The organism is Pleurocapsa sp. PCC 7319 (genome assembly GCF_000332195.1).
Classification (GTDB): domain Bacteria; phylum Cyanobacteriota; class Cyanobacteriia; order Cyanobacteriales; family Xenococcaceae; genus Waterburya.
This window is the reverse complement of sequence record NZ_KB235922.1, coordinates 5,769,358-5,796,212: the sequence shown is the minus strand read 5'-3', so window position 1 is coordinate 5,796,212 and position 26,855 is coordinate 5,769,358. Positions and strand designations below refer to the sequence as shown.

General features: G+C 38.6%; 32 protein-coding genes. 14 read left to right on the top strand and 18 right to left on the bottom strand.

Going from position 1 to position 26,855, the window contains the following annotated elements; translation table 11 throughout:
- The first annotated feature begins 165 nt into the window (after positions 1-165).
- Complete coding sequence (locus PLEUR7319_RS0130400; RefSeq protein WP_019509012.1) at positions 166-2,778, top strand: TIGR03960 family B12-binding radical SAM protein; 2,613 nt, start codon at positions 166-168, stop codon at positions 2,776-2,778.
- A gap of 189 nt (positions 2,779-2,967) precedes the next feature.
- Here the strand turns inward: PLEUR7319_RS0130400 and PLEUR7319_RS0130395 are convergent, their stop codons facing one another.
- Complete coding sequence (locus PLEUR7319_RS0130395) at positions 2,968-3,267, bottom strand: hypothetical protein (RefSeq protein ID WP_019509011.1); 300 nt, start codon at positions 3,265-3,267, stop codon at positions 2,968-2,970.
- Positions 3,268-3,342: 75 nt separating this feature from the next.
- Between PLEUR7319_RS0130395 and PLEUR7319_RS43730 the strand changes: the two genes are divergently transcribed.
- Positions 3,343-3,561, top strand: coding sequence for a pentapeptide repeat-containing protein (locus PLEUR7319_RS43730; protein ID WP_083892537.1), 219 nt, complete (start codon positions 3,343-3,345; stop codon positions 3,559-3,561).
- Here PLEUR7319_RS43730 and PLEUR7319_RS0130390 read toward each other — a convergent pair.
- The 3 genes from PLEUR7319_RS0130390 to PLEUR7319_RS0130380 form a co-directional block, all read right to left on the bottom strand.
- Complete coding sequence (locus PLEUR7319_RS0130390) at positions 3,555-3,902, bottom strand: hypothetical protein (RefSeq protein ID WP_019509010.1); 348 nt, start codon at positions 3,900-3,902, stop codon at positions 3,555-3,557. The genes PLEUR7319_RS43730 and PLEUR7319_RS0130390 overlap by 7 nt on opposite strands.
- Before the next feature lie 300 nt (positions 3,903-4,202).
- Complete coding sequence (locus PLEUR7319_RS0130385) at positions 4,203-4,700, bottom strand: DM13 domain-containing protein (RefSeq protein WP_019509009.1); 498 nt, start codon at positions 4,698-4,700, stop codon at positions 4,203-4,205.
- Between the two features lie 157 nt (positions 4,701-4,857).
- Complete coding sequence (locus tag PLEUR7319_RS0130380) at positions 4,858-6,231, bottom strand: hypothetical protein (RefSeq protein WP_019509008.1); 1,374 nt, start codon at positions 6,229-6,231, stop codon at positions 4,858-4,860.
- Between the two features lie 233 nt (positions 6,232-6,464).
- Here PLEUR7319_RS0130380 and PLEUR7319_RS0130370 point away from each other — a divergent pair, with 233 nt between their 5' ends.
- The 4 genes from PLEUR7319_RS0130370 to PLEUR7319_RS0130355 all read left to right on the top strand — a co-directional run bounded on the left by PLEUR7319_RS0130370 (position 6,465) and on the right by PLEUR7319_RS0130355 (position 10,323).
- Complete coding sequence (locus PLEUR7319_RS0130370) at positions 6,465-6,737, top strand: hypothetical protein (protein WP_019509006.1); 273 nt, start codon at positions 6,465-6,467, stop codon at positions 6,735-6,737.
- A gap of 677 nt (positions 6,738-7,414) precedes the next feature.
- Positions 7,415-7,699: a hypothetical protein gene (locus PLEUR7319_RS37230; protein WP_019509005.1), complete on the top strand. Its 285-nt coding sequence runs from the start codon at positions 7,415-7,417 to the stop codon at positions 7,697-7,699.
- 127 nt (positions 7,700-7,826) lie between these two features.
- Entirely contained in the window at positions 7,827-8,858 is a 1,032-nt protein-coding gene (locus PLEUR7319_RS0130360) for a glycosyltransferase (protein ID WP_019509004.1), read from the top strand.
- Positions 8,859-8,988: 130 nt separating this feature from the next.
- The gene (locus PLEUR7319_RS0130355) at positions 8,989-10,323 is read left to right on the top strand and encodes a TrkH family potassium uptake protein (protein WP_019509003.1); all 1,335 of its coding nucleotides are present in this window, start codon (positions 8,989-8,991) and stop codon (positions 10,321-10,323) included.
- A 7-nt stretch (positions 10,324-10,330) separates the two neighbouring features.
- Here PLEUR7319_RS0130355 and PLEUR7319_RS0130350 read toward each other — a convergent pair whose 3' ends face one another.
- Positions 10,331-11,236 carry a hypothetical protein gene (locus PLEUR7319_RS0130350; RefSeq protein WP_019509002.1) on the bottom strand — a complete coding sequence of 302 codons (906 nt, stop codon included), beginning with the start codon at positions 11,234-11,236 and terminating at the stop codon, positions 10,331-10,333.
- A gap of 159 nt (positions 11,237-11,395) precedes the next feature.
- Positions 11,396-11,998 carry a Coq4 family protein gene (locus PLEUR7319_RS0130345; RefSeq protein ID WP_019509001.1) on the bottom strand — a complete coding sequence of 201 codons (603 nt, stop codon included), beginning with the start codon at positions 11,996-11,998 and terminating at the stop codon, positions 11,396-11,398.
- Between the two features lie 32 nt (positions 11,999-12,030).
- Between PLEUR7319_RS0130345 and PLEUR7319_RS41510 the strand changes: the two genes are divergently transcribed.
- The gene (locus PLEUR7319_RS41510; RefSeq protein WP_158441894.1) at positions 12,031-12,171 is read left to right on the top strand and encodes a hypothetical protein; all 141 of its coding nucleotides are present in this window, start codon (positions 12,031-12,033) and stop codon (positions 12,169-12,171) included.
- Here the strand turns inward: PLEUR7319_RS41510 and PLEUR7319_RS0130335 are convergent.
- Entirely contained in the window at positions 12,164-12,388 is a 225-nt protein-coding gene (locus PLEUR7319_RS0130335) for a serine hydrolase (RefSeq protein ID WP_019508999.1), read from the bottom strand. The genes PLEUR7319_RS41510 and PLEUR7319_RS0130335 overlap by 8 nt on opposite strands.
- A gap of 174 nt (positions 12,389-12,562) precedes the next feature.
- Between PLEUR7319_RS0130335 and PLEUR7319_RS38685 the strand changes: the two genes are divergently transcribed.
- The gene (locus tag PLEUR7319_RS38685) at positions 12,563-14,014 is read left to right on the top strand and encodes a sensor histidine kinase KdpD (protein WP_026102881.1); all 1,452 of its coding nucleotides are present in this window, start codon (positions 12,563-12,565) and stop codon (positions 14,012-14,014) included.
- 20 nt (positions 14,015-14,034) lie between these two features.
- Here the strand turns inward: PLEUR7319_RS38685 and PLEUR7319_RS0130325 are convergent, their stop codons facing one another.
- The 3 genes from PLEUR7319_RS0130325 to PLEUR7319_RS0130315 all read right to left on the bottom strand — a co-directional run bounded on the left by PLEUR7319_RS0130325 (position 14,035) and on the right by PLEUR7319_RS0130315 (position 15,636).
- Complete coding sequence (locus PLEUR7319_RS0130325) at positions 14,035-14,514, bottom strand: sterol desaturase family protein (protein WP_019508997.1); 480 nt, start codon at positions 14,512-14,514, stop codon at positions 14,035-14,037.
- Positions 14,515-14,687: 173 nt separating this feature from the next.
- Complete coding sequence (locus tag PLEUR7319_RS0130320; protein ID WP_371265406.1) at positions 14,688-15,296, bottom strand: LuxR C-terminal-related transcriptional regulator; 609 nt, start codon at positions 15,294-15,296, stop codon at positions 14,688-14,690.
- A gap of 160 nt (positions 15,297-15,456) precedes the next feature.
- Positions 15,457-15,636, bottom strand: a complete 180-nt coding sequence (locus PLEUR7319_RS0130315) for a hypothetical protein (protein WP_019508995.1) — start codon at positions 15,634-15,636, stop codon at positions 15,457-15,459.
- Positions 15,637-15,681: 45 nt separating this feature from the next.
- Between PLEUR7319_RS0130315 and PLEUR7319_RS0130310 the strand changes: the two genes are divergently transcribed.
- Both PLEUR7319_RS0130310 and PLEUR7319_RS0130305 read left to right on the top strand, forming a co-directional pair.
- Entirely contained in the window at positions 15,682-16,371 is a 690-nt protein-coding gene (locus tag PLEUR7319_RS0130310; RefSeq protein WP_019508994.1) for an NAD-binding protein, read from the top strand.
- Between the two features lie 314 nt (positions 16,372-16,685).
- Positions 16,686-16,961 carry a DUF3143 domain-containing protein gene (locus tag PLEUR7319_RS0130305; protein ID WP_019508993.1) on the top strand — a complete coding sequence of 92 codons (276 nt, stop codon included), beginning with the start codon at positions 16,686-16,688 and terminating at the stop codon, positions 16,959-16,961.
- Positions 16,962-17,008: 47 nt separating this feature from the next.
- Here the strand turns inward: PLEUR7319_RS0130305 and PLEUR7319_RS0130300 are convergent, their stop codons facing one another.
- From PLEUR7319_RS0130300 to fabI, 5 genes are all read right to left on the bottom strand, one after another.
- A complete protein-coding gene (locus tag PLEUR7319_RS0130300; RefSeq protein ID WP_019508992.1) occupies positions 17,009-17,194 on the bottom strand; it encodes a PCP reductase family protein in 186 nt (61 codons plus the stop codon).
- Positions 17,195-17,309: 115 nt separating this feature from the next.
- Positions 17,310-18,224, bottom strand: a complete 915-nt coding sequence (locus PLEUR7319_RS0130295) for a S1 RNA-binding domain-containing protein (RefSeq protein ID WP_026102879.1) — start codon at positions 18,222-18,224, stop codon at positions 17,310-17,312.
- Between the two features lie 65 nt (positions 18,225-18,289).
- Entirely contained in the window at positions 18,290-19,036 is a 747-nt protein-coding gene (locus PLEUR7319_RS0130290) for a dienelactone hydrolase family protein (protein WP_019508990.1), read from the bottom strand.
- A 49-nt stretch (positions 19,037-19,085) separates the two neighbouring features.
- Positions 19,086-19,751, bottom strand: coding sequence for an imidazoleglycerol-phosphate dehydratase HisB (gene hisB, locus PLEUR7319_RS0130285; RefSeq protein WP_019508989.1), 666 nt, complete (start codon positions 19,749-19,751; stop codon positions 19,086-19,088).
- Positions 19,752-19,839: 88 nt separating this feature from the next.
- Positions 19,840-20,616, bottom strand: a complete 777-nt coding sequence (gene fabI, locus PLEUR7319_RS0130280; RefSeq protein WP_019508988.1) for an enoyl-ACP reductase FabI — start codon at positions 20,614-20,616, stop codon at positions 19,840-19,842.
- A gap of 170 nt (positions 20,617-20,786) precedes the next feature.
- Between fabI and ntcA the strand changes: the two genes are divergently transcribed.
- Together ntcA and PLEUR7319_RS0130270 are read left to right on the top strand one after the other, a co-directional pair.
- Positions 20,787-21,464 (top strand): global nitrogen regulator NtcA, encoded by a 678-nt coding sequence (gene ntcA, locus PLEUR7319_RS0130275; protein ID WP_019508987.1) that lies wholly within the window; start codon positions 20,787-20,789, stop codon positions 21,462-21,464.
- Positions 21,465-21,530: 66 nt separating this feature from the next.
- Positions 21,531-22,949: a DUF3084 domain-containing protein gene (locus PLEUR7319_RS0130270; RefSeq protein ID WP_019508986.1), complete on the top strand. Its 1,419-nt coding sequence runs from the start codon at positions 21,531-21,533 to the stop codon at positions 22,947-22,949.
- 74 nt (positions 22,950-23,023) lie between these two features.
- On the opposite strand, the gene PLEUR7319_RS43725 is transcribed toward PLEUR7319_RS0130270, so the two are convergent.
- Positions 23,024-23,206 (bottom strand): hypothetical protein, encoded by a 183-nt coding sequence (locus tag PLEUR7319_RS43725; RefSeq protein WP_019507903.1) that lies wholly within the window; start codon positions 23,204-23,206, stop codon positions 23,024-23,026.
- 125 nt (positions 23,207-23,331) lie between these two features.
- On the opposite strand from PLEUR7319_RS43725, the gene PLEUR7319_RS0130260 reads away from it, so the two are divergent.
- Positions 23,332-23,775: a pre-16S rRNA-processing nuclease YqgF gene (locus PLEUR7319_RS0130260; protein WP_019508985.1), complete on the top strand. Its 444-nt coding sequence runs from the start codon at positions 23,332-23,334 to the stop codon at positions 23,773-23,775.
- Positions 23,776-23,784: 9 nt separating this feature from the next.
- Here the strand turns inward: PLEUR7319_RS0130260 and PLEUR7319_RS0130255 are convergent, their stop codons facing one another.
- Together PLEUR7319_RS0130255 and PLEUR7319_RS38680 are read right to left on the bottom strand one after the other, a co-directional pair.
- The gene (locus PLEUR7319_RS0130255; RefSeq protein WP_019508984.1) at positions 23,785-24,048 is read right to left on the bottom strand and encodes a DUF3146 family protein; all 264 of its coding nucleotides are present in this window, start codon (positions 24,046-24,048) and stop codon (positions 23,785-23,787) included.
- Between the two features lie 161 nt (positions 24,049-24,209).
- Positions 24,210-24,944 carry a response regulator transcription factor gene (locus PLEUR7319_RS38680; RefSeq protein ID WP_083892535.1) on the bottom strand — a complete coding sequence of 245 codons (735 nt, stop codon included), beginning with the start codon at positions 24,942-24,944 and terminating at the stop codon, positions 24,210-24,212.
- A gap of 371 nt (positions 24,945-25,315) precedes the next feature.
- Here PLEUR7319_RS38680 and PLEUR7319_RS0130245 point away from each other — a divergent pair, with 371 nt between their 5' ends.
- Entirely contained in the window at positions 25,316-26,779 is a 1,464-nt protein-coding gene (locus tag PLEUR7319_RS0130245; RefSeq protein WP_019508982.1) for a GTP-binding protein, read from the top strand.
- Positions 26,780-26,855: the final 76 nt, after the last annotated feature.

The following is a 26,855-nucleotide window of genomic DNA, read 5'->3' as shown; positions in this document are numbered from 1 at the left end:
ATCGTGGCGTATTAGTCGGATAAATTTGAGTAATTCTTGGTGGTACAGCCAATTTTTTTGCTTTCATTTGTAATTAACAATGCTTCTCTTTAAATAACAATCTTCAGATATTCGATATAGTAGAAATCTAAGATAATTGCCTAGCGCGATAGGAGAAATTGAGTTTTGACTCTTGCTTTTGACAATCCCATTGATTCCGATCTACTTAAACCAGCGAGATATCTGGGTAACGAGCTGGGGGCAATTCATAAACCCTGGACAGAAGCCCAGGTTCGTTGGGTATTGACCTATCCAGAGGTCTATGAGGTAGGAGCATCTAATTTAGGTCATATTATTCTCTACAATATAATTAACGCTCAACCACAACAGTTGTGCGATCGCACCTATCTACCCGCGCCAGACTTAGCAGCAAAATTGCGCTCAACAAATACCCCTCTATTTGCACTTGAGTCTAAGCGATCGCTACAAGAATTTGATATTTTGGGTTTTAGTCTCAGCTACGAGTTAGGGGCAACCAATATTTTGGAAATGTTAAGTTTGGCAAATATCCCACTCACTTGGAAGGAGAGGAATACAAAAGATTATCCCTTGATTTTTGCGGGGGGGCAAACAGCCACTTCTAATCCTGAACCCTATGCCGATTTCTTTGACTTTATTGCCTTGGGAGACGGAGAAGAATTATTGCCAGAGATTGGTTTAGTAATTCGGGAAGGTAAGGCAGCAGGATTGAATAAAGAAGATCTGTTATTGGACTTAGCCCAAGTTCCTGGGGTCTATGTTCCTAGGTTCTATGAGATGGCAGAAGATGGCTCGGTTCATCCGATTAACTCTGATGTTCCGAAACAAATCTTACGCCGAGTTGCTACTCCCATTCCTGCCTATTCCATTGGTTTAGTCCCCTACGTGGAAACTGTTCACGATCGCCTCACAGTAGAAATTAGACGCGGTTGTACTCGTGGTTGTCGCTTCTGTCAGCCAGGAATGTTAACTCGTCCCGCAACAGATGTAGAACCAGAGAAGGTGGTTGACGCAATTGAAAAGGGAATGCGAGCGACTGGCTACAATGAGTTTTCTTTGTTGTCCTTGAGTTGTTCAGATTATCTTGCTCTGCCAGCAGTGGGGATGGAAATCAAAAACCGTCTGCAAAATGAAAATATATCTTTATCCCTTCCCAGTCAAAGGGTAGATCGCTTTGATGACAACATCGCCAATATCATTGGTGGTTTAAGAAAGTCAGGGTTAACTTTTGCTCCTGAAGCAGGTACACAGAGAATGCGGGATGTGGTAAATAAAGGATTGACCAACGACGAGTTACTGCGAGGTATTCAAACCGCAGTTAAACAGGGCTGGAACAAGGTTAAACTCTATTTTATGATTGGTTTGCCTGGGGAAACAGATGTCGATGTAATTGGGATTGCTGATACGGTGCGTTGGTTACGTCGAGAATGTAGTCAGTTAAGTAATAAACGCCTTAACTTCAATATCACAGTTTCCAATTTTACGCCTAAACCTCATACCCCCTTTCAATGGCACTCTGTCTCAACTAGTGAGTTTAGACGAAAGCAAGACCTCTTACGGGAAGAGTTTCGCCGGATCAAAGGAGTCAAGATCAACTACACCGATGTTCGCATCTCTGCGATGGAAGATTTTGTGGGACGGGGCGATCGCCGTCTGGCGACCGTAGTTAAACGAGCCTGGGAATTAGGAGCAGGCATGGATTCCTGGTGGGAGAACTTAGACAAGGCTTATGGGGCTTGGGAACAAGCGATCGCCGAGGCTGATTTAACCTGGAAATATCGTCAGATAGAAAATGGAGAATGGAATCTTTTCGGACATTCTGAAGGGAAAACTTCAATCTCAGATGCCACTGATATTCCTTTACCCTGGGATCATCTTAATACAGGTATTGATAAAGCTTGGCTCAAAGAAGACCTACAAAAAGCTTTAGACGCGGCTACTGTTCCTGACTGTGCCTTTGATGGATGTTCCCATTGTGGTGTGTGTGGTACTGATTTTGGACATAACATTGTCGTTAAACCACCTGAGATTCCCAAGTTTGAGGGACATTTCCAACCTAATCAACATAAAGAACAAAAAATCAGAATGTGGTTTGGGAAAGTGGGCGAAATGAGTCTCATTAGTCATCTCGATTTAGTCCGTCTATTTGATCGGGCGATCCGTCGTGCTGCTTTGCCGATCTCTTTTACAGGAGGATATCACCCAGGACCAAAGATTTCCATTGCCAATGCCCTATCTTTGGGGATTACTAGTAACGGTGAAATTGTTGATTTTGAATTAACGAAAGACATTGACTTAGAAGAATTTCGCACCAGATTAGCAGCTCAGTTACCAGAGAACATCCCGATTTACAAAGTGGAAGATGTTGAGCTTAAATCCCTAAATGCTAGCCGTCTTATGGATCGTGCAGAATATCTTATTACAGTAAAAGTAACAGGAGAACACAATCCTGATAATTTTACTTGGCATAACTGGGTAGAGACTATCAACAATAGTCAAGAAATTCTCTGGGAAAAATTTACTAAGTCGGGTAATAAGAAAGTAATTAATTTACGCGATCGCTTGTTTGCTCTAACTTTAGAATCTATTTCAGATATGACAACTAATTCAGCGATTCTACGCTTTACTGGTAGCTGTCGCAATGACGGTACCAATTTATCACCAGATAATCTGATTTATATGTTAGAGAAAGTGACAAATTTGGAATTTCAATTACTCCAAGTCCATCGTCAACAACTAATTTTAAACAGCCAAACTTAATGACTTTATCTTGAAAAAGCTCAATTTGGCTTTGGTGATTTGAGAATGCTATTCAGAAAATCGTGGTATTTAATTATTTATTTTTTCGTTGATACTCGCTATCGAAAACATTACCAAAGCCCTGTTTAAATCAGACATAAAATCATGTGGCGATAATGGCACTTTGAGTGAACTTAAAAAAAAAATCAATTAAGGATTGCCTACCATGCCAAAAAACTTAGCTGCACCACCCAAAATCACCACAATCAGTCCTACTAACACGCCACGATTAGTAAACTCTTGATTACCTACTCTTTTGTCTAGTTGATCTACTTTAGTATCCAACGCCTTAATTTGACCTGATAGTCTTTCGTCAATGGCTTTGAGATCTCCTTCAATTCTTGCCTGTCCTACCTTTAACTCGGTTACATCTTCACTTAATTTGTCTAGTTTAGTGTCGATGCGGGTCAGAATTTCTTTGAGGTCTGATTCTACTTGTATGTTGCTCATTGCTATACTTTTATCAGATCTAATTTGTATTGAGAAGCTTCTAGATTTGCTGTCGGCAAGCTTCCTTTTAAGTCTATCTCTATTTTTTCCTCTTATCTCTCTAGGTCTAAAGATAACAAGGTTGAATATGCTGCTTTAGATAAGTTTAATTTAACCGACGTTGATTTAAGTGGGTCTAATCTAACAAGAGCTTGTTTGTCTGGTGCTAAATTTCAAAAAACCAACATGAGAAGAGTTGATTTTTTATATGCTGATATCAGTCAAACTCCTTTCTTTTCGGCATTTAATTATTGAGCTTTCAGACTCTCAACTTGGGAGATTAACTCCTCTAGTGTCTGAATTTGGTTTAATTCTGACTTGGAGATCATGGGACTCAAATTTTGATCCTGTTTGAGAATTACTGGATACTCAAATTGGCGACCGTATTTTTGCTCAAATTCGTCTCTATGCAAAAATTCCATCTCTGTATTTGATTCTTCTCTAAATTTCCGCCATTGTTGATTCTCACTAAATAACCCATACGTTAGATCGCAGAGATTGCATTGATAAGTTTGAGGACTAATTGCTTTGTGACCTATATCCATTAGGGTATTCATTAATCCGCTATCGGCATTGTAGACAAATATTAGTTTCATAGTAATTAAAATTTCCCATCCTGATTTAAGCTAAAGGGCTGGATCAAATCCTCTAAATTTCAATAGGGATAGATAATTTCTCTTTCTCCCTGACAAGATAGCTCTGGTTGATATCAGTCCAGGGCTATCATAATATTTATTAGAACCCATTGGGGAGCTTTTCCTTGAAAAATAGACTTGTGTAGCAGCTAGTTTATCTAACAAGTTAATAGCAAAATAGCTATTTAAGAAATTAGGGACTCCATAGTTTGGCTTTAAATCTCAGATTCTGATAAGCACAAAATTTCGTCATCGAATTTACTATCCGCTTACATTAGCTGTATCGGGCAAAGGAGCATAGCCAAAAGTAACATTAAACTGTTGGCACCAAATAGCTACTGAGGAATATGTGTCTAAATCTGAATTATTGGGGATTAGATAGCGTTGCATACCATTAATACTTTGTAATGGAGCTAGAGTAATGTAGCTGCCTTCCTCAATACCAGCACCTACAGAACTATCACGGTGTAACACTACTTTTAAATCTGGACCATTGTCTGTTGCAAAAGTAGAATCAAATTCTAAATATTTTTGTCCATTTGCACTAATAATTTTGACTTGACCGGTGGTTTTGTGTCCTCCTACAGAAACAAAACTATTGGTACTAGTCTTTTTAACTGCAACAGATTGAGTGGACTCTCCTAAAGAGTTAGCTTTGACTTCTGGTACAATCAAAGCGCTGCCAACAGTAGTTAGTATTAGAGCAGAGGTCAAACCAATAGTCTGTAAATTCATCAATTTCATAACTGTAACTTTCATCCTTTAGTTGTTTATTTGACTGTTAACTAAGATAGAAGTCATATCTAAAGACAACATGACGAGCTTATGAGATTTTTCTGGGAAAATGTTGAATCTAGCTCAGAGAATTTTCATCTTTTCTTTGGCGCTGAAACCCACAATCAAAAAAATTGAAAGCTTACTCCATAAAAATTGATTTTTCCAAAGCAGACTGTAAATCTTGAGTTAAATCAGCAACCGCTTGGCGACGATTAGTTTGATACTGTTCCCAATAATCAGTAATAAAAAATGCAGGCATAGCTGTAAGCTGTACAGTTTTCTGACCCAAGTATGGCATTTTAGGGTTGGATTCTCCTTTGAGTCGAGCGATCATCTTCCAGATTAGTAAGATTGTATCGGCAAATCTCTCCACAGAAGGTTTTTCTGCCACGTAATTCCCTGTGACACTGACAAAATTCTCTACTAGGCGCATATGCCATAGACGCAACTCAGCTTCTGATGCAACTAAATCAGCTAATCCTCTAGCTGCGGGGGCGAGAGTTTCTGGTTCTGATAAATCATCACGATAAATACGATTCCATCCTGCTTGTTCTACTCGACGACAGCGATCGCTGATATTACCATTAGGTTTAACCCCAAAGGACTGCTCGGCAACTTTTAAAGCAGCATCCAATAAAGCCTCAAGGCGATTGGCAAATTCTTGATTCTGTGAATCTAATTTTTGCTGATAATATTTACTATAAAATTGCTCCATCGACGATAAAAGATATTCTGCCAGAGCATAAAGCCGTTTATAGAGATTAGCTTCCTGGCTTTCGGTTAGGGAGACTCCATTAACTAATCCGATCGCCTTTCTTTCAGTCTTTTTAAACCCACTATCAATTTCTAGTTGAGAGAGTAACTTCTCTAAATATTTCCATGGTGCTTTTTGATAGTAATATCTAATCCCTAAAGGTGCGATCGCCACTTTTTCTCCACGTTTGGCTTTAAGGAGATCTTCCTGACACCAAAAACCAAACTGAGCAATACCAGGCTCTAAGGGGCTGACTATTTCATTGTGACCATTAGTAGCTCCTTCTGGAGCAGCAGCCATGGGAAACTGACCATTGATAAATAAATCTCGAACTGAACGTAAGCCAATCCGGTCTAATGTACCCCGACGAATGGGAGTTCCTCCCAACTGAGAAATTCCCCAGCCAGCATACTTCCCTGCCCAGAGAGGAATACCACGATCGTAAATAAAATGGGCATGAACAGGCGATCGCAAAGAAACTCCTAACTGACCTGCTATTTTAGGTAGCTGATTCCAAAGTAATTGAGCAATACAGGGAGGATCGGTAACAGCAGGATGGCGAAATGCCAACATAAACCTGATTTTTTCGGCTTGAAACTGACGATATAAATTAACTAACTCCGAAGCATTATTAATCTCGACATGGCTAATATTCTGTCCATAGCGTAACCAAATTGGTAATATTCCTTTTGCTAAGCTCCAAACTAGGGGATTATAAGCTGGGGGAATGAATTCCAGTGAAGGCTGGGCTTGAGTCATTATTGTTAATTTAATATTTTAATCAAAAGACTATATGCTTTTTTGCTAGCCTAATCATCCTTATTCATAGCACCAATACCTTGAAACAGCATCAATAACCCACTAATTACAATTAATAGAGCAATTACGCCAAATATTACATCAAGCCAATTAGCATTTTCCATTTGCTTTTTTAAATTCTCTATAGAATACTAAAAATATTATCTATTAGTTTTACACTTAACTTAATCAGAATGTTTAGAGTTATAACTCCTGGTTTTGAAGCAGAGTTCACACGCTGGACAGATGCCCTGAATAGAGCTAATTCTCTAATTCCTAACTGCAAAAGTCTTTTTAAAGATATTCGGATCTATTATGGAGATAATTTGATTTGGATTTATAGTCGTTCTCATAAATATCCCCAATATATCGGTGCAGGAGTTTATGATCGGCTAGCCAAACTATTCATTCAAGAAGCTATGGAAGAAGCAGCATCAAAACAAGACCAATCAACAGAAGAAGATTGATCAGTTATGGATATAGTGTAAGTATTATTTTGCTTTTAATATATTGCTTTTAATAAAATAATAGAAAATCTAAAATAAGAAATCACAAGTGCTGTTACATAACAAAATAATAAAATACTTATACGTTTTCTAGTTGTTTTTATGTAATATTTTTTTTTAGTTTGACGATATATTTTTTTAACGGATTTACCTACCACATCTTTTTTGAGAATAATATTGTAGTAAAGATAGAGAAGATTATAAATTAGAAATAGTAAGTTAATGAGATTGAGAGGATGATGTATTAAATAAATATTATTGTGAAAAAATAAGCATGACTCATCTAGAGAATTAGTAACACATTCAGTCGGACTTGATTTAAGCAATTGGTTGCTAAAAAGCAAAGCAAAAATAAAAATAGGACTATAACAAACAAAAGGATTGCAGAGTATTTTTTTTATTCTTGAGACCATTGCCAAATTCTAATTATAAATACTTTTATCGATATTAAAATCTTGACATGATTTTCAAGAGTTTTTCTTATAGTTTGCATTAAGAAATCTAAGCTTTATATGTCTAATGTTTGTCGGAAATAAGTAGCTCCACCTAATAAAACGTCTAATAGAACAGTAAAAAAATTGAAGATGATTCTCCCTAATCCCTAACCCCTATCACCTAACCCCGATCTTAACCATTCCATGTTTAATAAAGTGGATCTACTGAATAGGTTGAAACCTTACTGGTTTCGAGGAAGCAGCTATCTTAAAATTGGTTGGACATGGGTTAAAAATGCTCTAACTCAGGGGTGTGAGTTGTTTCAGACTCTCTTCTTAAATGGTAAACGTGACCCAGAACCAGCGATCAGCTTTGCTGGTGCGCTCCGCGCAATCGCTTCTCGTCAACACGATGAGCAAAAAAAGTATCGTTTGGAGTTTACAGTCAGTCAACCAGTCACTCTATCTCTAACTTCGCGATCAAGTTAATAGTCTCAGCTTTTATCTCTTCTGATTGAAATAGTATGTAGCTACAGATAGTAATTTTCTGTTCAAAGTTAAGCTAGAATGCCAGCAATAAAATAATTAGGCGTAGCTAGAATCAAAAAGTTGAATGATGGAATTTGCTAATGTCGAACCCCTTGTCGGTGTAATTATTCCTACTTACAATTGCGATCGCTATATTGAACAGGCTATTGAAAGTGTCTTACAGCAAGAGGGTTGTACTTATGAGATCATTGTTATTGACGATGGTTCAACAGATTCCACAGAGAAAATTCTCGCACCATATACAGAACGATACAGCGATCGCTTTCGCTATATTCGACAAAAAAATCAGGGAGTAGCTGCGGCTCGTAATCATGGAATAGCAGTGGCTAGAGCTGACTTAATTGCTTTCCTAGATGCCGATGATTACTTTTTACCAGGCAAACTGGCGCGTCAAGCGGAAATTCTCACCAAGAGACCCGATCTGGGAATTGTCCATAGTGGCTGGCAACGGGTAGATATGCAGGGAAATAAATTGCTAGATGTATGTCCCTGGGAACAAATCCCCGAACTGGATTTAGAAAATTGGCTGAGGTGGAAACCTGTCTTGCCCAGTGCAATGATGTTTCGTCGTGAATGGCTTCAGTATGTAGGGGGGTTCGATAAACGTTTTCCTCCTGCCGAAGACACCGATCTGGTTCTAAAACTAGCTTTGCACGGTTGTAAAACCACTTGGCTACGTCAAATTACAGTTGGCTATCGTCAGCATGGGGAAAGTGCGATGCATAAAGGTCTCCCTCAGGCTCGCTCTTTATGTGCTGTGACTGATAATTTTTTTGCTCAACCAAATTTACCGGGTAATGTAAGGCTGATGGAGCAATCTGTGCGCTACGGTACATTGGTATGGATTGCTTGGTATCTGCACCATACAGGACATCACCAAGAAACAACAGAATATCTCCAACAGGCTTGGGAATATCGTCCTCATTCTGGGATGGAAACTGTAATCAATTGGATTGAAAGTTTTGCTGAATTTGCCCGTAATTGGGGAGTTGAATTTGATGTCAATAATTTAACTAGCTCTGAAGAATGGCAGGAGCTAATTCAATGGATTATTCAAACGACCAGTATCGGTGGACAGAACACAGAACTTATTATATAGAACTAAGAAGCTAAAAGCCTTTAAAATAAAGCTTGATAACATTTGGAATCGATGTTTTTTACGTTCACATTTATTAGTAAAGATTGACCAAATGATGATCAATAATCGATGATCAATAATTATTTTCTTTATGACTATTGCTCGGACAATTTGTATAGGGTTTCTGACACTAATTGTGATTGGAACACTACTATTAATGATGCCCTTTGCCACTGTTTCCGGAACCTGGAACAGTTTTATAGTGGCTTTGTTTACCTCGACTTCCGCTGTCTGTGTAACAGGTTTAGCGGTAGTAGATACAGGGAGTGATTTTTCTTTCTGGGGACAGCTAACTATTCTCTTGTTGATTCAGATTGGTGGTTTAGGATACATGATGACCACCACTTTTTTGATGTTACTTTTGGGCAGAAAATTTGACCTGAGACAAAAGTTTGCGATTCAAGAGTCATTTGATCGTCCTTTTTTGCAGGGTAGTAATAACCTCGTGCGTTCAATTATTGCCACCACGATGATTTTTGAAATTACTGGCATCTTTTTATTACTACGTACCTTTGTTCCCCAATACGGTTGGTCAAAAGGTCTATGGTATTCAATTTTTCACAGTATCAGTGCTTGGAACAATGCTGGCTTTAGCCTTTACTCCGATAGTTTGGTTGGTTATCGTTCTTCTTGGATAATTAATCTAATTATTCCTGGCTTAGTTATTTTCGGTGGTATTGGCTATCAAGTAATTATTGAAATGTATTTATGGTTAAAAAATGTAATTCAACGTAAGTCAGAAAGATTTTGCTTTTCCCTTAACTTCAAGGTAGTTGTTAGTACCACTATCCTATTACTAATCCTCGGAACGATCGCTTTTTTCCTAACCGAGTTAAATAATCCGGCAACGTTAGAATCTTTGAGTTTCAAAGATAAATTCTTGGCTGCTTGGTTTCAATCAATGACTACCAGAACAGCGGGATTTAATAGTATTGATCTGGGTAAGATGACCACTGCGGGTTTATTTATTACGATGGGATTTATGTTTATTGGTGCTAGTCCTAGTGGTACAGGGGGTGGGATCAAAACAACAACTTTTAGAATTTTATATAACAGTACCAAGTCAGTACTACAGGGAAAAAACGATGTGGTTTTGTATCAAAGAGAAGTCCCTAGTACTTTAATTTTAAAAGCAGTAGCGGTAGTATTTGGAACTGCTGCATCAATTGTCTTAGTAACAATTCTGATAACTTCGATTGAACATCATTTTGATTTATTACCCGTCTTATTTGAAGTTATCTCTGCTTTCGCTACTGTAGGATTGTCTACAGGCATTACCAGTAGTTTTGCCGTCGCTTCCAAGGTGCTTTTAGTATTAGCAATGTATTTTGGTAGAGTAAGCATTTTAATTGTAATTGCTGCCATCATTGGCGATCCCAGCCCTAGTAGTCTGCATTATCCAGAGGAAAATCTGCTGGTTGGTTAATAGATTGTTAGTCTGCCATAGGTAATCTTCCTTCATCTTGACCAAAAGTTAGAAAATGAGTCAAAGGGTCAATTCCTGCTGATGCTACATCTAAGTTTTGGCTGAGATAGTAATTAGGATCGAAGTTGGGGCTAGGGTTAATTCCTGCTGATGAACCGAATAAAACATAATGTTCTAAAGGATTTAATCCTGCTTCTGTTATCCCAGAATTTTGCTCTAAATAGTAATCAGAATCAAAATAAGGATTAGGATCGCGTCCTTCAAAAGCACCTGTTTGTACGTAGTGCAGCAGAGGATCTCCACTAAAATTACCGCCTGCCAAGGCTGATGCTACATCTGGGTTTTGCTCTAGATAGTATTGAGTATCAAACAGAGGACTAGGATCGCGTCCTTCTGAAGCACCATTAGCAACGTAATGCTCTATGGAACCGCCATAGTCAATCAAAGATTCGGTATTATTATTGACATTTAACAGATTTACTTCAGTAAGATCGATAGAAACATTCGCATCTTCATATCTGTCGTCAATATCTTCAGCTACATCGGGATTATTATTTAGATAGTATTGCGAATCAAAAATGTTGAGTACGGCTTGAGGTCGTTCAAAACTGAATGTTTCGGTTCCATCCTCGTCTTCATAAGTAAAAGTTATATTATTGAGAGCCTCTGCATCGGAAATGATTATCTCAGGACTTGAGTTATTATTACCATCGTTTCCGATATCGTCTAGGTCTTCATCTAGGTCTTCTAGAGCTTCGTCTAGGTCTTCTAGGTCTTCATTAAGATTTTCTCCGATATCGTCTAAGTTGTCTAGATCTTCTAGGTCTTCATTAAGATTTTCTCCGATGTCGTCTAAGTTGTCTAGATCTTCTAGGTCTTCATTAAGATTGCTTAGGTCGAAAATTATGCTCATGACACTTTTTATTTATAAATTTCGTGAATAGTTAGATATTGGCTATAAAGCGATTACGCTCCGCGTAGCCTATGGATCGCTATTTGAATTTTGGTATTAAAAGAAAATAGATAGCCTTCCCAAAACAAAAGAGAAATATTCAGTAGTAATTGCTTGGTATCATGCTAAATTTAGTTCAGACCGCAGCTTGGCGATCGGTTTCGTCCAATGATCTTCAAAACGATAATTGAGTAAAAACTTAGATCTCTTTGCCATTTGTTTACCTTGGCGAAGATTGGCGAACATGGCTTTTAATTGGGTTGGCGCAACAACAGAGTAAATTAAAATAGCGGGAAACAAACTTAATTTAAGCGTACGACTATAGTTTTGTTCCGCAGCGAAAGCCAACACTCCAATTTCTCCAGCGTAACTGGTATCAAATCCTAGTAAAATATGAAAGATATCGTGCGTTACGGCATATCTGAGAGCAAAGACATTACGCTCGGCAAGTTCGCTCATTTCTGGACTAACTTTTAACGGGGTTAATTGATTTTCTTCCATATATCGAGCATATTCATAACCCAAAGTTCCTGATGATAGTTGTTTGAGTTCTTCGAGATCGATTTCTGGATAGTATCCTTGCACCTGCATCATTTTTGCTTCTATTTCAGGATTAGCTTGTGCGCCAAAAGCATCCGCTTTTAACAAGACAAAATCTCCTACTCGTTCGTGATTTTTGGATATTTGATAAGCAAGATATAGTTTTTTAAAATTGATTTTCATAATTTATTTGATGACTTCGATTGAACAGTTCGATGTTAATATTTATCTTTATGAGGAGATATGAGGCAGAAGGCAAGGAAATTGCCGATCGCGATCGCCGAAGAGGAGTCTGCCCTAATCGCGCTTCAGTCAAAAATAAAAACAACTTATCATCAGTATTTAATCTCAATTAAGTTGGGAAAATTGTTTAAGTCCGATTAAGAATTCACAGACAGTTAGATTTGTACCATCGGTAATTTGGGACATAACTTCTGGTAGCCATTGCTCTAAAGTGTCATCTAAACTAAGTATTCCTTCTTTCTGTAGCTTGAGAATAATAGCGGAAGTATCGGATTTACTGATGCTACTAATGTTAAATAAATCGTCTGGTTGAATTGCTTTCTGAGTCATAATGTGATTCCTCGATAATCTGAAAGCTAGAGAAAACATTTAGCTATCTGAGGCTGATTATCACTCAACTTAAAAGCGAAAAAATACCTGCTTTCAGGTTCATCCAGTTGGACTCACCCGATCAGGTGATAATAAAAACAAAGTACTGGCTGAAAAATTTACTTCCTGATTGCAATGCGATTATTCTCATTCCTCAAGGTCAGTCAAAAATTTCTGCACAAACAAGTTAGACAGCCTATTCAATGTTGGTGGAAACAGATTAAAGCTGACTCAGTTTCTCCTGAGTACGAAAGATGGAGACATCGCTTCATCTTAAAGCGACTGCATCTAATGATTTGGGTTGCTATTGTTACTTGCTTGATGAGTCACTGGGTCAGTTGGACTATTATTTTTCCCTCTTACGACCCCAGTAGTCGTGAATATGAGTTTGTGCAACAGAATCATACCCTGATAAACGCGACAACCATAATTTCTCTCTTGGGATTGTTGTTGACCTTTGTCTTGCTCAAAGTTGCCCTCGTACGCCGATATCCAACTTTAATTTTATTGTGGCTGACCTTTATTTTGCTCTTAGTACCCCAAGTCATGAATGTAATTTTTTTCGGTCAAATTGGATTATATGGCTATAGCTGGATTACTGTTTTTTCTGCTGGACCAATTCTCATGCCTGTCAAATGGCGGTCGCATTGTCTCTGTCAAGGGATTGTTTTAGGGCACTTTGGAATTAGTTACTTTGTGTTTGGCTTGAGAAATTCCTTTGTCGAGAATGAGATAGACTATTTTGAAGCTGTTTACGTTACAGTAGTTGTTTGTGCGATCGTCAATCTGGGCGTTTTTGTTTATGAGAGATTCCTAAAGCAAGAATTTGAACTAAACCGACAGTTACGATTATTTGTGCATACTGTTTCACATGACTTGCGAAATCCAGTTTTAAGCACAGCCTTTTTACTCAAATCTCTACGCATTTCTTCTACTGAGGAAACGATAGTTAAAAACGAAACTTTAGATCGAATAATTGAAAGTAGCGATCGCCAATTGAAATTAATTGATTCTTTATTAGAAGCTTATACAGTTGAAAACAAAGGGATTGTGCTTCACCTTAGTTCAGTTTGTCTAGATACTCTCATTGAGTCGGTAATTACACAAATGCAACCTTTTCTAGAGCGACAAAAAGCCACAGTAACTCAAGAAATACCAGTCAAACTTCCTCTTGTTAAGATCGATCCATTACAAGTTAGACGAGTTTACGAAAATCTGATTGCTAATGCCATAGAACATAATCCACCAGGATTGCATTTAACTCTTAAAGTCGAATTGGGGGATTATATTTTGTCAAATAGCCCACAAAAAACCGTCTCAGACTATTGGCTTTACTGCACTGTCAGCGATAATGGGGAAGGGATTGCACCACAACAAAGCTCTAAATTATTTGACCTATATACTTGCAAATCTGGTATTAAACAGTCTCTCAATGTTGGTTTAGGACTCTATATCTGTCGGCAGATCGTTACCGCTCACCGAGGACAAATTGGCGTGAATAATACCTCAACAGGAGCTTGTTTCTGGTTTACTCTACCAATCGCTGCGAAAAACAGTAAATCAATCGATGAGATAACTAGAAGTTAGATAATTTACTGCACTCATCATCACTTTTCAGCGATGCTTGATTTTAGTAGGCTAATTTGCTCTTTGCTAAGCCACTCTACGGGCTTATAAGTTTTGAAAACACGATCCCACCAATCTACAGCTAAGCCAAAGTTACTATCCCATTGATTGTTCTGATGATGAACATAGTGAACGGGCATTTCCATCCAGAAGCATTTAGTTGGATTATGGTGCTGTATTTGATGGGCATAAGAAGCAAATGCAGCAAATGCTACTGTACCCAAAACCATAATAATTCCGAACGATATGGAAACAATAAAAGCTGGTAATACTAATAAAGATACCAAACTAAAATCGAGGAAATCGCCGAAAAATCCTTTGGTGGTATTGCTGCGATGATGACCAAAGTGAGCTGTAATTTCGTTGCCAAATATGGGGTAGATGTGCATTAAACGATGAACCCAATATTCGAGGAAGCTACCAAAAATAAAAGCAAATATAAAATAGGCGATGAATTGCATAATTTTTAAATCTATTTTTTGCGGGAAAATTTAAGCAGAAAGCTGGCGAAAACTATTAAATCTGTGACTAATTGCATAATTTTTGCTTAGATGGTCGGAGAAAAAATACCTGCTTTTGGTTACGTTCATTTGGACTCATCCAGCCGGGTGATAAATGCAAACCCTAACTTAACTTACTGGACTAATCCATTGCGTAAGGCGATGACTGCTGCTTGCACGCGATCGCTAACCATTAATTTGTTCATGATACTTCGCACGTAGCTTTTAATTGTGTTCGGACTTAAGTTAAGTCGCTTGCCAATTTCAGGGTTACTACAGCCCTCGACAATCAACTCTAGTACCTCCAACTCTCGTTTTGAAAGTTGCTCTCCTAGATGATGGTTTCGTTTTTTTGCTGGATTGGTTTGGAGATGATTGACAATTTTTTGCGCAATTTGTGCATCAAGATAGGTTGCCCCCTCTTCTACCGTAGCGATCGCCGTAAGTAATTTTTCTAGACTTACTCCTTTTACACAATAGGCATCAGCACCACTAGACAGAGAAGCGATAATTTCGGTCTCTGCGGTATGGGAAGTTAACATGACTACCTTTATATCTGGCAAAGCTGCCTTAATCTGTTGAGTTGCTGCAATCCCATCAAGATGAGGCATTCCCACGTCGATAATTGCCAAGTTAGGTTTTAAAGATAATGCTGCTTCTACTCCACGATAGCCATCTTCTGCCATTCCCACAATTGATTTTTGAGGTTGGGATGAAAGTAGTTGTTTTAATCCTGCCCGCATTATGGGGTCATCTTCAACGATTAAAATTCGCAGAGGTAAAGATTTTACTTTGGCAGTCACGACTTTAACTGGATATAGTTAGCAATACCGACTAAAATCAATCTAGCAGAGCAATAGAAAAATTGCTGATAGTGATTATTCAATTCAATTTGCCAACCGACTATTTTTTATGACCTACGGTTAGGCTTGGCGATCGCCATAAGTCTAGTAAAGGTTGATGTTTTTTGAACCATTGGTAAATATCAATCGCAGAATAGGGTAAATATTGAGTAGTGAGGGCTTTGGCAAAAATAAACCTAAAAATATTGTGGAATAAAATATTATCGTAATCAATTGCCATCGATTAAAATGCCAATAGCGAGGATTATTTGAGTAAGGGGTAAATTTGAAAACTATCAATTTCTTGACTAACTCACGTCCCAAAAATCTCCAGTTTGCAGTGATTGGTTTAGGACGTTTTGGTAGAGCAGTTTGCACTTCTCTACATAAGATGGGTTATGAAGTTTTGGGGACAGATATCGATGAGAAATTAGTCACCCAAGCTTTGACACAAAAAATTGCTTCTCATGCCATTCAATTAGATTCGACTGAGCCTGAATCCCTCAAAGAAGCTGGTATCTTTGAAATGGATACGGTCATAGTCGCGATCGGTAATTATCTTCAAGAAAGTATTATTACTACCCTTAATGTGAAGGAGGCTGGTGTTGAACTCGTGGTAGCCAAAGCTTCCTCCGAAATTCATGGTAAAGTGTTGCGACGTGTTGGTGCAGATCGAGTAGTCTTTCCCGAAAACGAAGCTGGTTGCGCCTTGGCTAGTACCTTGACCCAACCAGCTTTTTTAGAACGTTTTGAATTAGATACCGAAAACAGTATTGTTGAAGTTTTAGTTCCTAAAGCTTTCCATAATCAAACACTCGCTCAATTAGATCTACGTAAACGCTATGGTGTTAATGTCCTGGCACTTAGCAATGGCGATAAATTTATCACTAATCTCAATCCTGGACAAGTACTAACAGAAGGATTAGTAATGGTAGTAATCGGTAGCAACAAAAACCTTCAGCGTTTGCCGATTTGAAATTTAATTTTCCATATAGCACTACAAGAAAATATTAAGACATTTTCTGTTCCCTGTTCCCTTCTTACGAAGTTTGCTTATGCTTGCGGTATCCCTTTGGGACAACGGGGGGACCCCCCGCAACCCTAAACAAAGGCGTATAGTTTGCCGCATGTACTCGCTTCGCATCGCGCAACTTCGCGCTGTTCCCTGTTCCCTGTTCCCTGTTCCCTGTTCCCTTTGAAATAATATTTTATGTTTTAAGCTTAAAGCGAAATGCTATAGCTAAATTTTTCTCAATAAATTATAGTTTAAAAGCAATTTTGGAAAACATTATGACTCTACCAGAAGCCAATACCCCTTTATACAATCACACATTACCAACTATTGAAAACTGGCTACAAAGTAAAGGCTGTAATCAAGATCGGGAAAACCTTCACTGTTGGTATCTCAAAAATTCTGCCTGGAAAGCCGAAATTTGTTTAGATATCGAAGAATTGACGGTACGCTACTATGATACTCAACAAGAAAGCCAGAATAATCTTTGCCGTTCTTTTAAGTATTCTCTAAGTCGTCAGGATATCGAAGCAGCAGTTTTTTCTGGACCTTAAATATTGCTCAAATTAGCATCAGTGCTAATTATTAATTATCAGGGTATTTATTGTCCAAACTCAATTCGTGCTTGTTCGACGATCTCAGCAGTAACTTCTTCTAACTCCGCGGCACGAGCTAATTGTTCAACTTTTTGTCGTGCTTGGGGACGAGCAAAGAAAGGAATCATTCTTAGTTTGGCTTGAGCCTGAGGTGTCCAATATAGGTCATCGGTTAAATTAAAGTTCCTCATCCTTAACCCCTTGTTTGGTTATTTAGTCTATAAGTTTACTTTAATTGTAGGCTCAGATATTTAGTAAATTTCACCTGCCTTAGATAAAATTAATCATTTCTTTAAACTAAGGAATTTAAGCATCAGTCTGAGCTTCAGAAGCTGAATTTTGCGCCTTTTCCCATCTTTCCTCGGCGTTGGACATTACTTGTTCTAGTTTTTCGATATTTTCTCCAGGATATTCTTCTAAAGCTTTAATCGAAAGAGACATCCGATTTTGATATTCATCAATTTGTTTAATTACCACTTTAATTTCTTGTCCAACTTCAAAGAGGCGATTTAAGGATTCAATACGAGCGTTACTAATTTCTTTTATATGTAGTAATCCCGTCGCTCCTTGTAAATCGACAAAAACACCATAGGGCTTGATGTTAACTATTTTGCCTGCCATCAATGCTCCTTCAGTGATGTTGTCCATTGCTACGGCACGCATAGCATCTCTTTGGGATAGCACTAATTTTTTAGTTTCTTGGTTTACTTCCAAAAAGGTAGCGGTTAAAAGTTGACCCGCAAGAGATTCCAGATTATCTCTTTGTTGTAGATGCGATCGCGGAATAAAGGCTCGTAATCCAGCTACCTCTCCCGTTACTCCTCCCTTATTCGCTCCTGTTACTCTCATCTGAGTTGATTTGCCAGTTTCCGCCATTTCTTTGATATCTGCCCAAGCCTGATTCAATGCCATCTGACGAATGGAGAGAGTCACCTGTCCCTCGGAATCTTGTTCGCGAATAATTAGAAATTCTCTGGTTTCACCCACGGGTAAAATTGTTTCCAGGTCATCAACAAAACCCAAAGCTGCTTCATTAGTAGGAACAAAACCGGGAGATTTACCTCCAATATCAATATATGCTCCGTCAGAGGTAATCTGAACTATCGTTCCCTGTACTTTTTGCCCTTTAACAAACTCATAATTGTATTCTTGCAGGGCATTCTCAAAGTCTTCCATGGAGAAAGCTTGAGCCGACTTGGGGGAGGATGTTGAATCAGACATAATTAGTGTGAACTGGTAAATGTTAAATAGTAATGGATAGGGCGCAACGGTAAGATACTGTTGGATTATCCTCGTGATAGCTTTTGGCTAAATAAGTCTAGCACTTTTATCCAGGCATCTTTGGCTGCATCTGGATTATAGCTATCACGATGATCGCACATAAATCCATGAGTCGCCCCCTGGTACCGAAAAATCTGATGAGGAATACTATGTTTAATTAATTCGGCTTCTATTTGCTCTGTTTGTTCATTAGGAATTAACGGATCTTTGGTTCCGAAAAAGGCATATATTGTTCCCTTAATCTCTTTTGTATGTTTAATAGTGGGTTCACCATCTCCAGGAGACCAAGTAGCAATCTGGGCTCCATAAAAAGAGGCTGTTGCCGCAATATCTGGGAGAGTAGCAGCTAGATACACCACATGACCCCCAAAGCAGAAACCAATTGTACCAACACTGCCATGCTCGACTTGGGGCAGACTGTGGAGATAGTTAATGGTTGCTTGAATATCGCTAATTAGTTCGCTGGCTTGAGTTTGAGTTTTATATTTTCTACCAATTTGAGTTGCTTCATTGGTATAACCCGTTTCAAAACCAGGTGCTTGACGTTGATAAATTGCCGGAGCGATCGCGACATATCCTTCTTGGGCTAATCTCTCGGTAATATTCCGAATATGTTCATTGACCCCAAAGATTTCTTGAATTACCACAATAGCGGGATAAGTTCCTGCTGTGCTTGGCATTGCTAGATAAGCATCTATTGCCAAATCTTGATTATGGACTTTTGTCCACTGGCTAGATATTGCCACTCCCATACTTCAAATATTTAGATGTTGCCACCTAAATTGTACTGATAAATTTGATTTACAAAACTCCTTTAGAACTAGGAATTTGACTAGCACGACGGGGATCGATTTCTATTGCCATCCGCATTGCCCGAGCAAAAGCTTTAAAAGTTGCCTCAATAATGTGGTGCGAATTAATGCCATCTAATTGACGAATATGAAGTGTCATTTGGGAATGATTGACCACCGCCACAAAAAATTCCCTAACTAATTGAGTGTCATAATTACCAACCCTTTGGGTGGGAATCTCTAATCCATAGCTCAGATGAGGTCTACCTGAAAAATCGAGTGCTACCTGCACTAAAGATTCATCCAAAGGAGCAACAAAATGACCAAAGCGCACAATGCCTTTGCGATCGCCCAAAGCTTTCGCCAATGCCATCCCTAAAGTAATTCCCACATCTTCATTGGTATGGTGGTCATCAATCTCGATGTCTCCTGTAGCTTTGACATTCAAATCGATCAAGCCATGGGAAGAAATTTGGTTGAGCATATGATCGAGAAAGGGAATACCAGTATCAGCATGACATTTACCAGTCCCATCTAGATTGAGCTCAACTTGTACATCTGTTTCTCCTGTAGTTCGGCTAACAGATGCAGTCCTAGATAGACTTAGAGAGATATTATTTACTGAGGTCGCTTGGTAATTACCTTTCGCCTGCGCTTCGCGATCGCTAATTTGCATTGTTACTCCTAAATATATAAGTTAATTTTAATAGCTAATTCAAACTGGCTTAGAGTTTAAAGCTTAGAGCTAATAGCTAAATAAAATACTACATCCCCATAATCTCATATCCAGAATCAACATAAATTACCTGACCCGTAATGCCACTAGCAAGATCACTTCCCAAAAAGGCTGCGGTGTTACCGACTTCAGTTTGAGTTACAGTACGTCGCAAAGGGGCAGTTTCTTCTACGTGGCGAATCATATCAAGAATACCTCCTACTGCTGAAGAAGCCAGAGTACGAATTGGTCCTGCGGAAATAGCATTAACTCGAATATTTTGTGGACCAAGTTCGGCGGCTAAATAGCGCACACTCATTTCTAAAGCCGATTTAGCTACTCCCATAACGTTGTAGTTAGGAATAACTTTAACTCCTCCTAGATAGGAAAGAGTAACAATGCTCCCCCCGTCAGTCATTAAAGGTTTAGCTCTCTTAGCAAGACAATTGAGAGAAAAACTACTAATATCCAAAGCTTTGGCAAAACCATCTCTAGAAGTAGCCGAAAAATCTCCCGTTAAATCTGCTCTGTCGGCAAAAGCCAAACAATGAACTAGAATGTCTAACTTATTCCATTTGTCAGCAATAGTTTCAAACATAGAATCTAGTAGTTCATCGTTTTGGACATCACAGGGAACGATAATACTAGGATTAAGTGGTTCAACCAATTCTCGGACTTTTTTTTCCATGCGTCCTCGTTCGTCGGGGAGATAATTAACCCCAATGTTGGCACCAGCCTTATGTAGCTGCTGGGCAATCCCCCAGGCAATAGAACGATTATTGGCTATTCCTGTAACGAAAGCATTTTTTCCGGTTAAATCTAGCACGGTCTTTTTCCTATTTCAGTTGCAATTATCTATCCTACAACTGCCTGGGTTACTAAGTTTATTCTTCATCGTGAAAGCAAATACACGAATTGATGTTGTTAGTGTGAGAATATGTAATAACTTATTTAGTAACCTTTCAATATAATATCTCTAGCTGAGCTGTAAGTTATATGGAACTACCTTTGAGACAAAATCAGTCCCTTGCATCGGTATTTCGTAAACTCGGTCGTGGTTCTTTTCCTCCAATTGTCGAAAGTTTTGAACGTGGTAAAACGATTTTTTTTCCAGGAGATCCTGCCGAAAGAGTTTATTTTTTACTAAAAGGAGCAGTTAAACTATCTCGTGTTTATGAAGCGGGAGAAGAGATTACAGTGGCTCTCCTGCGGGAAAACACCGTGTTTGGCGTACTGTCTTTGATCACTGGGCAAAAGAGCGATCGCTTTTATCATGCAGTAGCTTTTACCCCGGTTGAACTTTTATCAGCACCAATCGAACAGGTTGAAAAAGCTCTCCAAGAAAATCCCGAATTGTCTATGCTGATGTTACGAGGATTATCATCTCGTATTTTACAAACAGAAATGATGATTGAAACTTTAGCTCACCGGGATATGGGATCGCGCTTAGTTAGTTTCCTATTGATTCTATGTCGTGATTTTGGGATCCCCACAGATGAAGGAATTAGAATTGATTTAAAATTATCTCATCAGGCGATCGCCGAGGCTATAGGCTCGACTAGAGTAACTGTAACTAGGCTTTTAGGAGATTTACGAGATAAGGAAATGATCGCAATTCATAAGAAAAAGATTACCGTGCATAATCCTGTAGCATTAAGTCAACAATTTGCCTAAGATAATGATTAATCTTGACTATAGAGGTTAAGTTATTACCCAAAGACCTATTATTAATCATTTCTAATGACCAGCGCTTATATCCTGATTGCAGCAATTTTTCTTTTAGGTGGTATTGTTGCAGTATTAGGTGATCGCTTGGGCACTAAGATCGGCAAAGCGAGACTGAGACTATTTAATCTTCGTCCTCGCCAAACAGCGATGATCATTACTGTAATTACAGGAATGTTGATTTCATCTCTTACTTTGGGAATTTTATTTGGTACAAGCGGCTCATTACGACGAGGAATCTTTCAGCTAGACGATATTCTCAAGGAAAAACGTCAACTTGAGGGAGAATTAGCTCAGGTTAGACAAGAAAAACAACAAGTAGAACAACAGATAATTGAAGCTAGAGATGAGCAAATCAAAACTGTCGAAAATCTGAAGGCGACTAATCTTGATTTTGAGCAGTCAAAACAACAATTAAAAGAAATTTCTGGTCAAGCAAAAACATTGAAACAAGAGCTAGATAGTCTCTTGTCAGAGCGATCTAAGAGACGACAACAACTCAATCAATTACAGCAGCAAAGCCAAGAATTACAAAGTCAATTACAGCAGCGCGAACAAAAAATTTCGGAGCAGGATAGAATTCTGGCAGAGAGAGAAACTCGTCTCCGTGATTTAGAACAACAACAGCAAGTCTTGCAATCTCAAGTTCAAAAAAGAGATCAGGCAATTATTAAATTAGATGAGGAAATTTCCGCTGCCGAAAACAGCTTGAAATTAAGAACTCAAAGACTAGAGCAACTAGAATCCCAATTGAAGTTCTTATCGCGGAATGTGGCAACCTTAGAACAGTCTTATCAGGAACTAAGAGAGAAAAAAATTGCCATTGTCAGAGGTCAGGTATTATCTTCGGCAGTAGTGAGAATTGTCGATCCTAATGCCGCTAAATCAGCGATTGATAGCTTACTCAGACAAGCTAATAATAATGCTTTGAGAGCAACTCAATTTAGTGGAGCCACATCTCAACAGAGAATTGTCAATATTACCAGATCTCAAGTAGAACAGTTAGAATCGCAGATCAAAGATGGTCAAGATTATGTTCTCAGGATTCTCTCGGCAGGTAATTATGTCCAAGGAGAAGAAGAAGTTAGAGTCTTTGCCGATCTAGCTCTTAACAAGCAGGTTTTTCAAACAGGAGAAGAAATAGCTACCGTATCTATTGATTCTCGAAATATAACTCGTAATGAAGTACAAGAAAGATTAAATTGGTTGTTAGCAGTTTCTAAATTTCGTGCTCAACGGGCAGGAATTTTAGGTGATATTGAAATAGGAGATAATCAAGTAGAAACCATAGTTAATTTTATCAATCAAATTACTCAAGCAGAAGAGCCAGTAAACGAAATCAAGGCTGTTGTAGTAGAAAATACTTATACCTCAGGTCCTTTGAAACTGAATTTTGTCGTCATGCGTAATGGTAAAGTTGTCTTTAGCACTTAGGTAAAGCGGCAGAGCCGCAGCTATAAGCTGTAAGCTGTAAGCTGTAAGCCAATTAGAAGAGGCTTTAACCTCTCCTAATTGTAGACCACCAAACTTCGTTTGCTGGGGGCATTAAACCCGATAGCTATAAGCCCTTCGGGTTCGACAGTTTCTTTAAGCGGGACAAAGGCCAGGCGTATGGCCGCATCGTACCCCCTAAAGGGTTCAGCAGTGGCTTCAAGCGGGGGAACCCCGCCAACGCCCTGCTTCACCGCCAACGAACTGTCTCACTGTTAGCCGTTTACAAAGCGTAAACTTTAGAGCTTAAAGCTTAAGGCTTAGAGCTTAAAGCTTTTTAAGGTAATTAATAATTAATAGTTAATAATTAACAATTAACCAATTTGTGGAAGATTCAATATTTTCTGAGTCTACAATACTCGGTTTAGATCCAGGTAGAGATAAATGTGGTGTTGCGGTTATTGATAGTGATAACCAAGTAGTTTATCAGCAGGTGATCGATTCAACTGAGGCGATCGCTGTTATGAAACAATTATGGCAGCAATTTAATGTCCATCTGATCGTGATGGGAGATGGTACTACTTCTGATAGTTGGCGTAAACAAATTGAGGCTGATGTATCTACAGAGTTGGCGATAGTAACGGTGGATGAAACAAATAGTACCTTAGAAGCTCGCGATCGCTATTGGCAAATGTATCCACCCCGGGGTTGGCAATACTTTATTCCTAAGGGGTTACGTGTCCCGCCTCGTCCAGTTGATGATATTGTGGCTATTTTATTGATAGAAAGATATAAGAATACTCAAAGAAATTCGACCAGTGCAATTTGACCAATAAAATTACATTTTAGTTCTAACTTTGAATGTATAGTCGCTTCCTGGTTCTAACTGATAATCAGAACGTTCTAAGAATCTTTCTAGAGGTTCTTGAATTAAAGCTCTACCCAAAGAAGGCTCAACAGATAGTCTTCGTTGACGAAAACGCCACCGAAATTGCCATTCATATTGAGCCGCTTTAACTTCTCCTTCAATTTTGCCCATAGGCAAAGATTGTTGAGTGATACGGACGTAGGCGAGAGTTTCTGGTAAATAACGTCGATTCACAATTTGTGGCAGAAAAATTTTAGTCGGTGAACGTAATAGCTTTTTTTATTTAATAACATCCAACAATATCTAACAACTTTATCATCAGGCTATTTCAAAAAGCTATTGACTATTTAACAATGTGTGTGTGAATTCTCCCTCTAAATTTAAAGGATGGGAATTTAAGAACTAACAATCCAAAAGGCTAAACCGACAAATAAAACGATTATTTGGCAAAAGAGCATTAAATAGAGCTTAAACTCAATTTTTCTGGCAAAAGTAAGAAGCTCATTGTACCTCCTTTTTAAACTGTGTAGTTTTAGTTCTAGCTGATGGTCAAACCGCTCTTCAGCCTTTGATAATTCATTTTTAACTAATTGAACGATTTGTTTGTTGGTATCTTGTTTCAACTTTTTGAGGTCAATAATCAGCTTGTCTTCTAGAGATTTAGAACTAACTTCGGTAGCATTACTCATGGAAATAACTAATTTTTCCATCAATCCAGGGCCAAGTTGAAAATAGCCTTGATTCACACTGCGAATAGCGTTGGCTAGCTCTCCCGCAGGGGTGGCTTTGGTTAAATATCCCTTTGCTCCTGCTTTGATCGCCTGATTAATGTTTTCTCGATCGTCGTAGCTACTCAAAACCAAAATTTTTACTTGGCTAAAGCGATCGCGGATAACTTGAATAGTAGTCAATCCGTCCATGTCAGGCATTTCTAAATCCATCATGACTACATCAGGATTCAGTTCTTCGATCTGTTTTATGGCTGCTGTGCCGTTTTCTGCATAGCCGATAACTTCTAGATCCGATTCTTGTTCCAAGTACATTTGAATGGTTTGTCGAATTAGACTTTGATCGTCAACTACGAGAATGCGAATAGTGCTGGAATTAGTTTTGACAGTAGGCATAGTCATAAATCAGTTTAACTGCTTGTCCCAGAAATTCTGGTAAATTGCAATTGATAGCGATCCTCGAAATAGTGAAGCTACGCTACGGAATTTGAGGAATTTGGTACTTGACCTATTCGAGAAAGGCTAGATAGAGTTCATGCCACAATTTAACTCGAAAAAAAGCGATCTTGTTTAAAGATTTAGTAAGGATATTTTACCAGTCATAATCGAGAAAAAAATTAATATACTTAGTTTCGTATTTACTGCTATTTTTCCGATAATAGAAAATAGAATTAGCATTCTTGGCTAATGATCACAAACATAAATTTTAAAAATACGCCACACTATAAACTACCAGCCAATCAACGAACTCTACATTCATTAAGAGGTATTCTGTGTTGTCAAGAGAAGAAGCTGAAAATCAAGCAGAATTAGAACAAACACTTTTTAGCTTTGAAGAAATTACTGCCGAACTAAATTATCGCAAAGCGCAAAACTCTTTACGAGATTTGATTAGCAATATCGATCTTACTGCCCAAGAACAAGTTGGATTGGAGTCAGAAATAGAGCGCTTAACTCAAATGCTGGATAAACTGGAGCAGTCGATAGTGCAAATTGCTGCTTTTGGCATGGTAGGTAGAGGAAAATCATCGGTACTTAACGCCCTGGTTGGACAAGATATTTTTCCTACTGGTGCACTTCACGGTGTTACCCGCACCATCGACACTACTAACTGGAAGCTAAACCTTGAACAAATTGCTCAGACTCCAGAAAACATCCAACGCCTTACCATTAGTGGAGAACAAGGAAGTGAAATTCAATTAATTGACACCCCAGGTATTGATGAAGTGAATGGCAAAGCCAGAGAAGCTTTAGCCTGTGATTTAGCCAGAAGAGTCGATCTAATTTTGTTTATAGTTTCGGGGGATATTACCCAAGTTGAATACAGGGCTTTGTCTAAATTGCGAGAAGCAGGCAAGCCAATGTTGTTAGTATTTAACAAAATTGACCAGTACCCCGAAGCGGATAGGGTAGCCATATATCAAAAAATTAAAGAGGAAAGGGTAAAGGAGTTGATTTCCCCCGAGGAAATCATTATGGTTGCTGCTTCTCCCATTGAAATCAGGGGGATCAAAGATGCAACTGGCAGATTAAAGGTGCAACGGCTAAAGGTCGCACCCCAGGTAGAATTCCTGAAACTCAAGATTTTAGAATTATTACACTCCGAGGGTAAATCTCTCATCGCCCTGAACAGTATGTTATTTGCTGACGAAGTGAATCAACAGCTTGTGCAGCGTAAATTGGCAATTCGCGATCAGGCTGCCAATGAATTAATCAATCAAGGAATGATGTTGAAAGCAATGGCGATCGCGCTAAATCCGGTGACGGCGATCGATCTATTTTCTGGGGCGATTTTTGACGTGGGCATGATTATCTCCCTATCTCGTCTTTATGGCATTACCATGACTCAATCAGGGGCAATACAGCTACTGAAAAATATCGCTCTAAGTATGGGGGGGATTAGTGCTAGCGAACTTTTAGCAACCTTAGGTCTTAGCTCTCTCAAGGGTATTTTAGGGTTGACTATTCCCGCAACAGGCGGTTTATCCCTAGCTCCCTATTTATCAGTAGCGATCGCTCAAGGTGGAGTTGCAGGGGTGTCTTCTTACGCTATCGGACAAGTGACTAAAACTTATCTGGCAAACGGCGCATCTTGGGGAGAACAGAGTCCGAAAGTGGTAGTACAAAAAATTCTGGATTCTCTAGATGAACGTTCGATTCTAAATCGAATTAAATCTGAGTTAAAAGCTAAGTTAACTAAAGGTTACGGTAATTTCTCTCGTTTAACTACAGAGTAACTTTAACTATCAATTTCCCAAAGACAATCAATATTAAATCCTATTAATCGCTTTAAGTATTCATTTCCACAATATT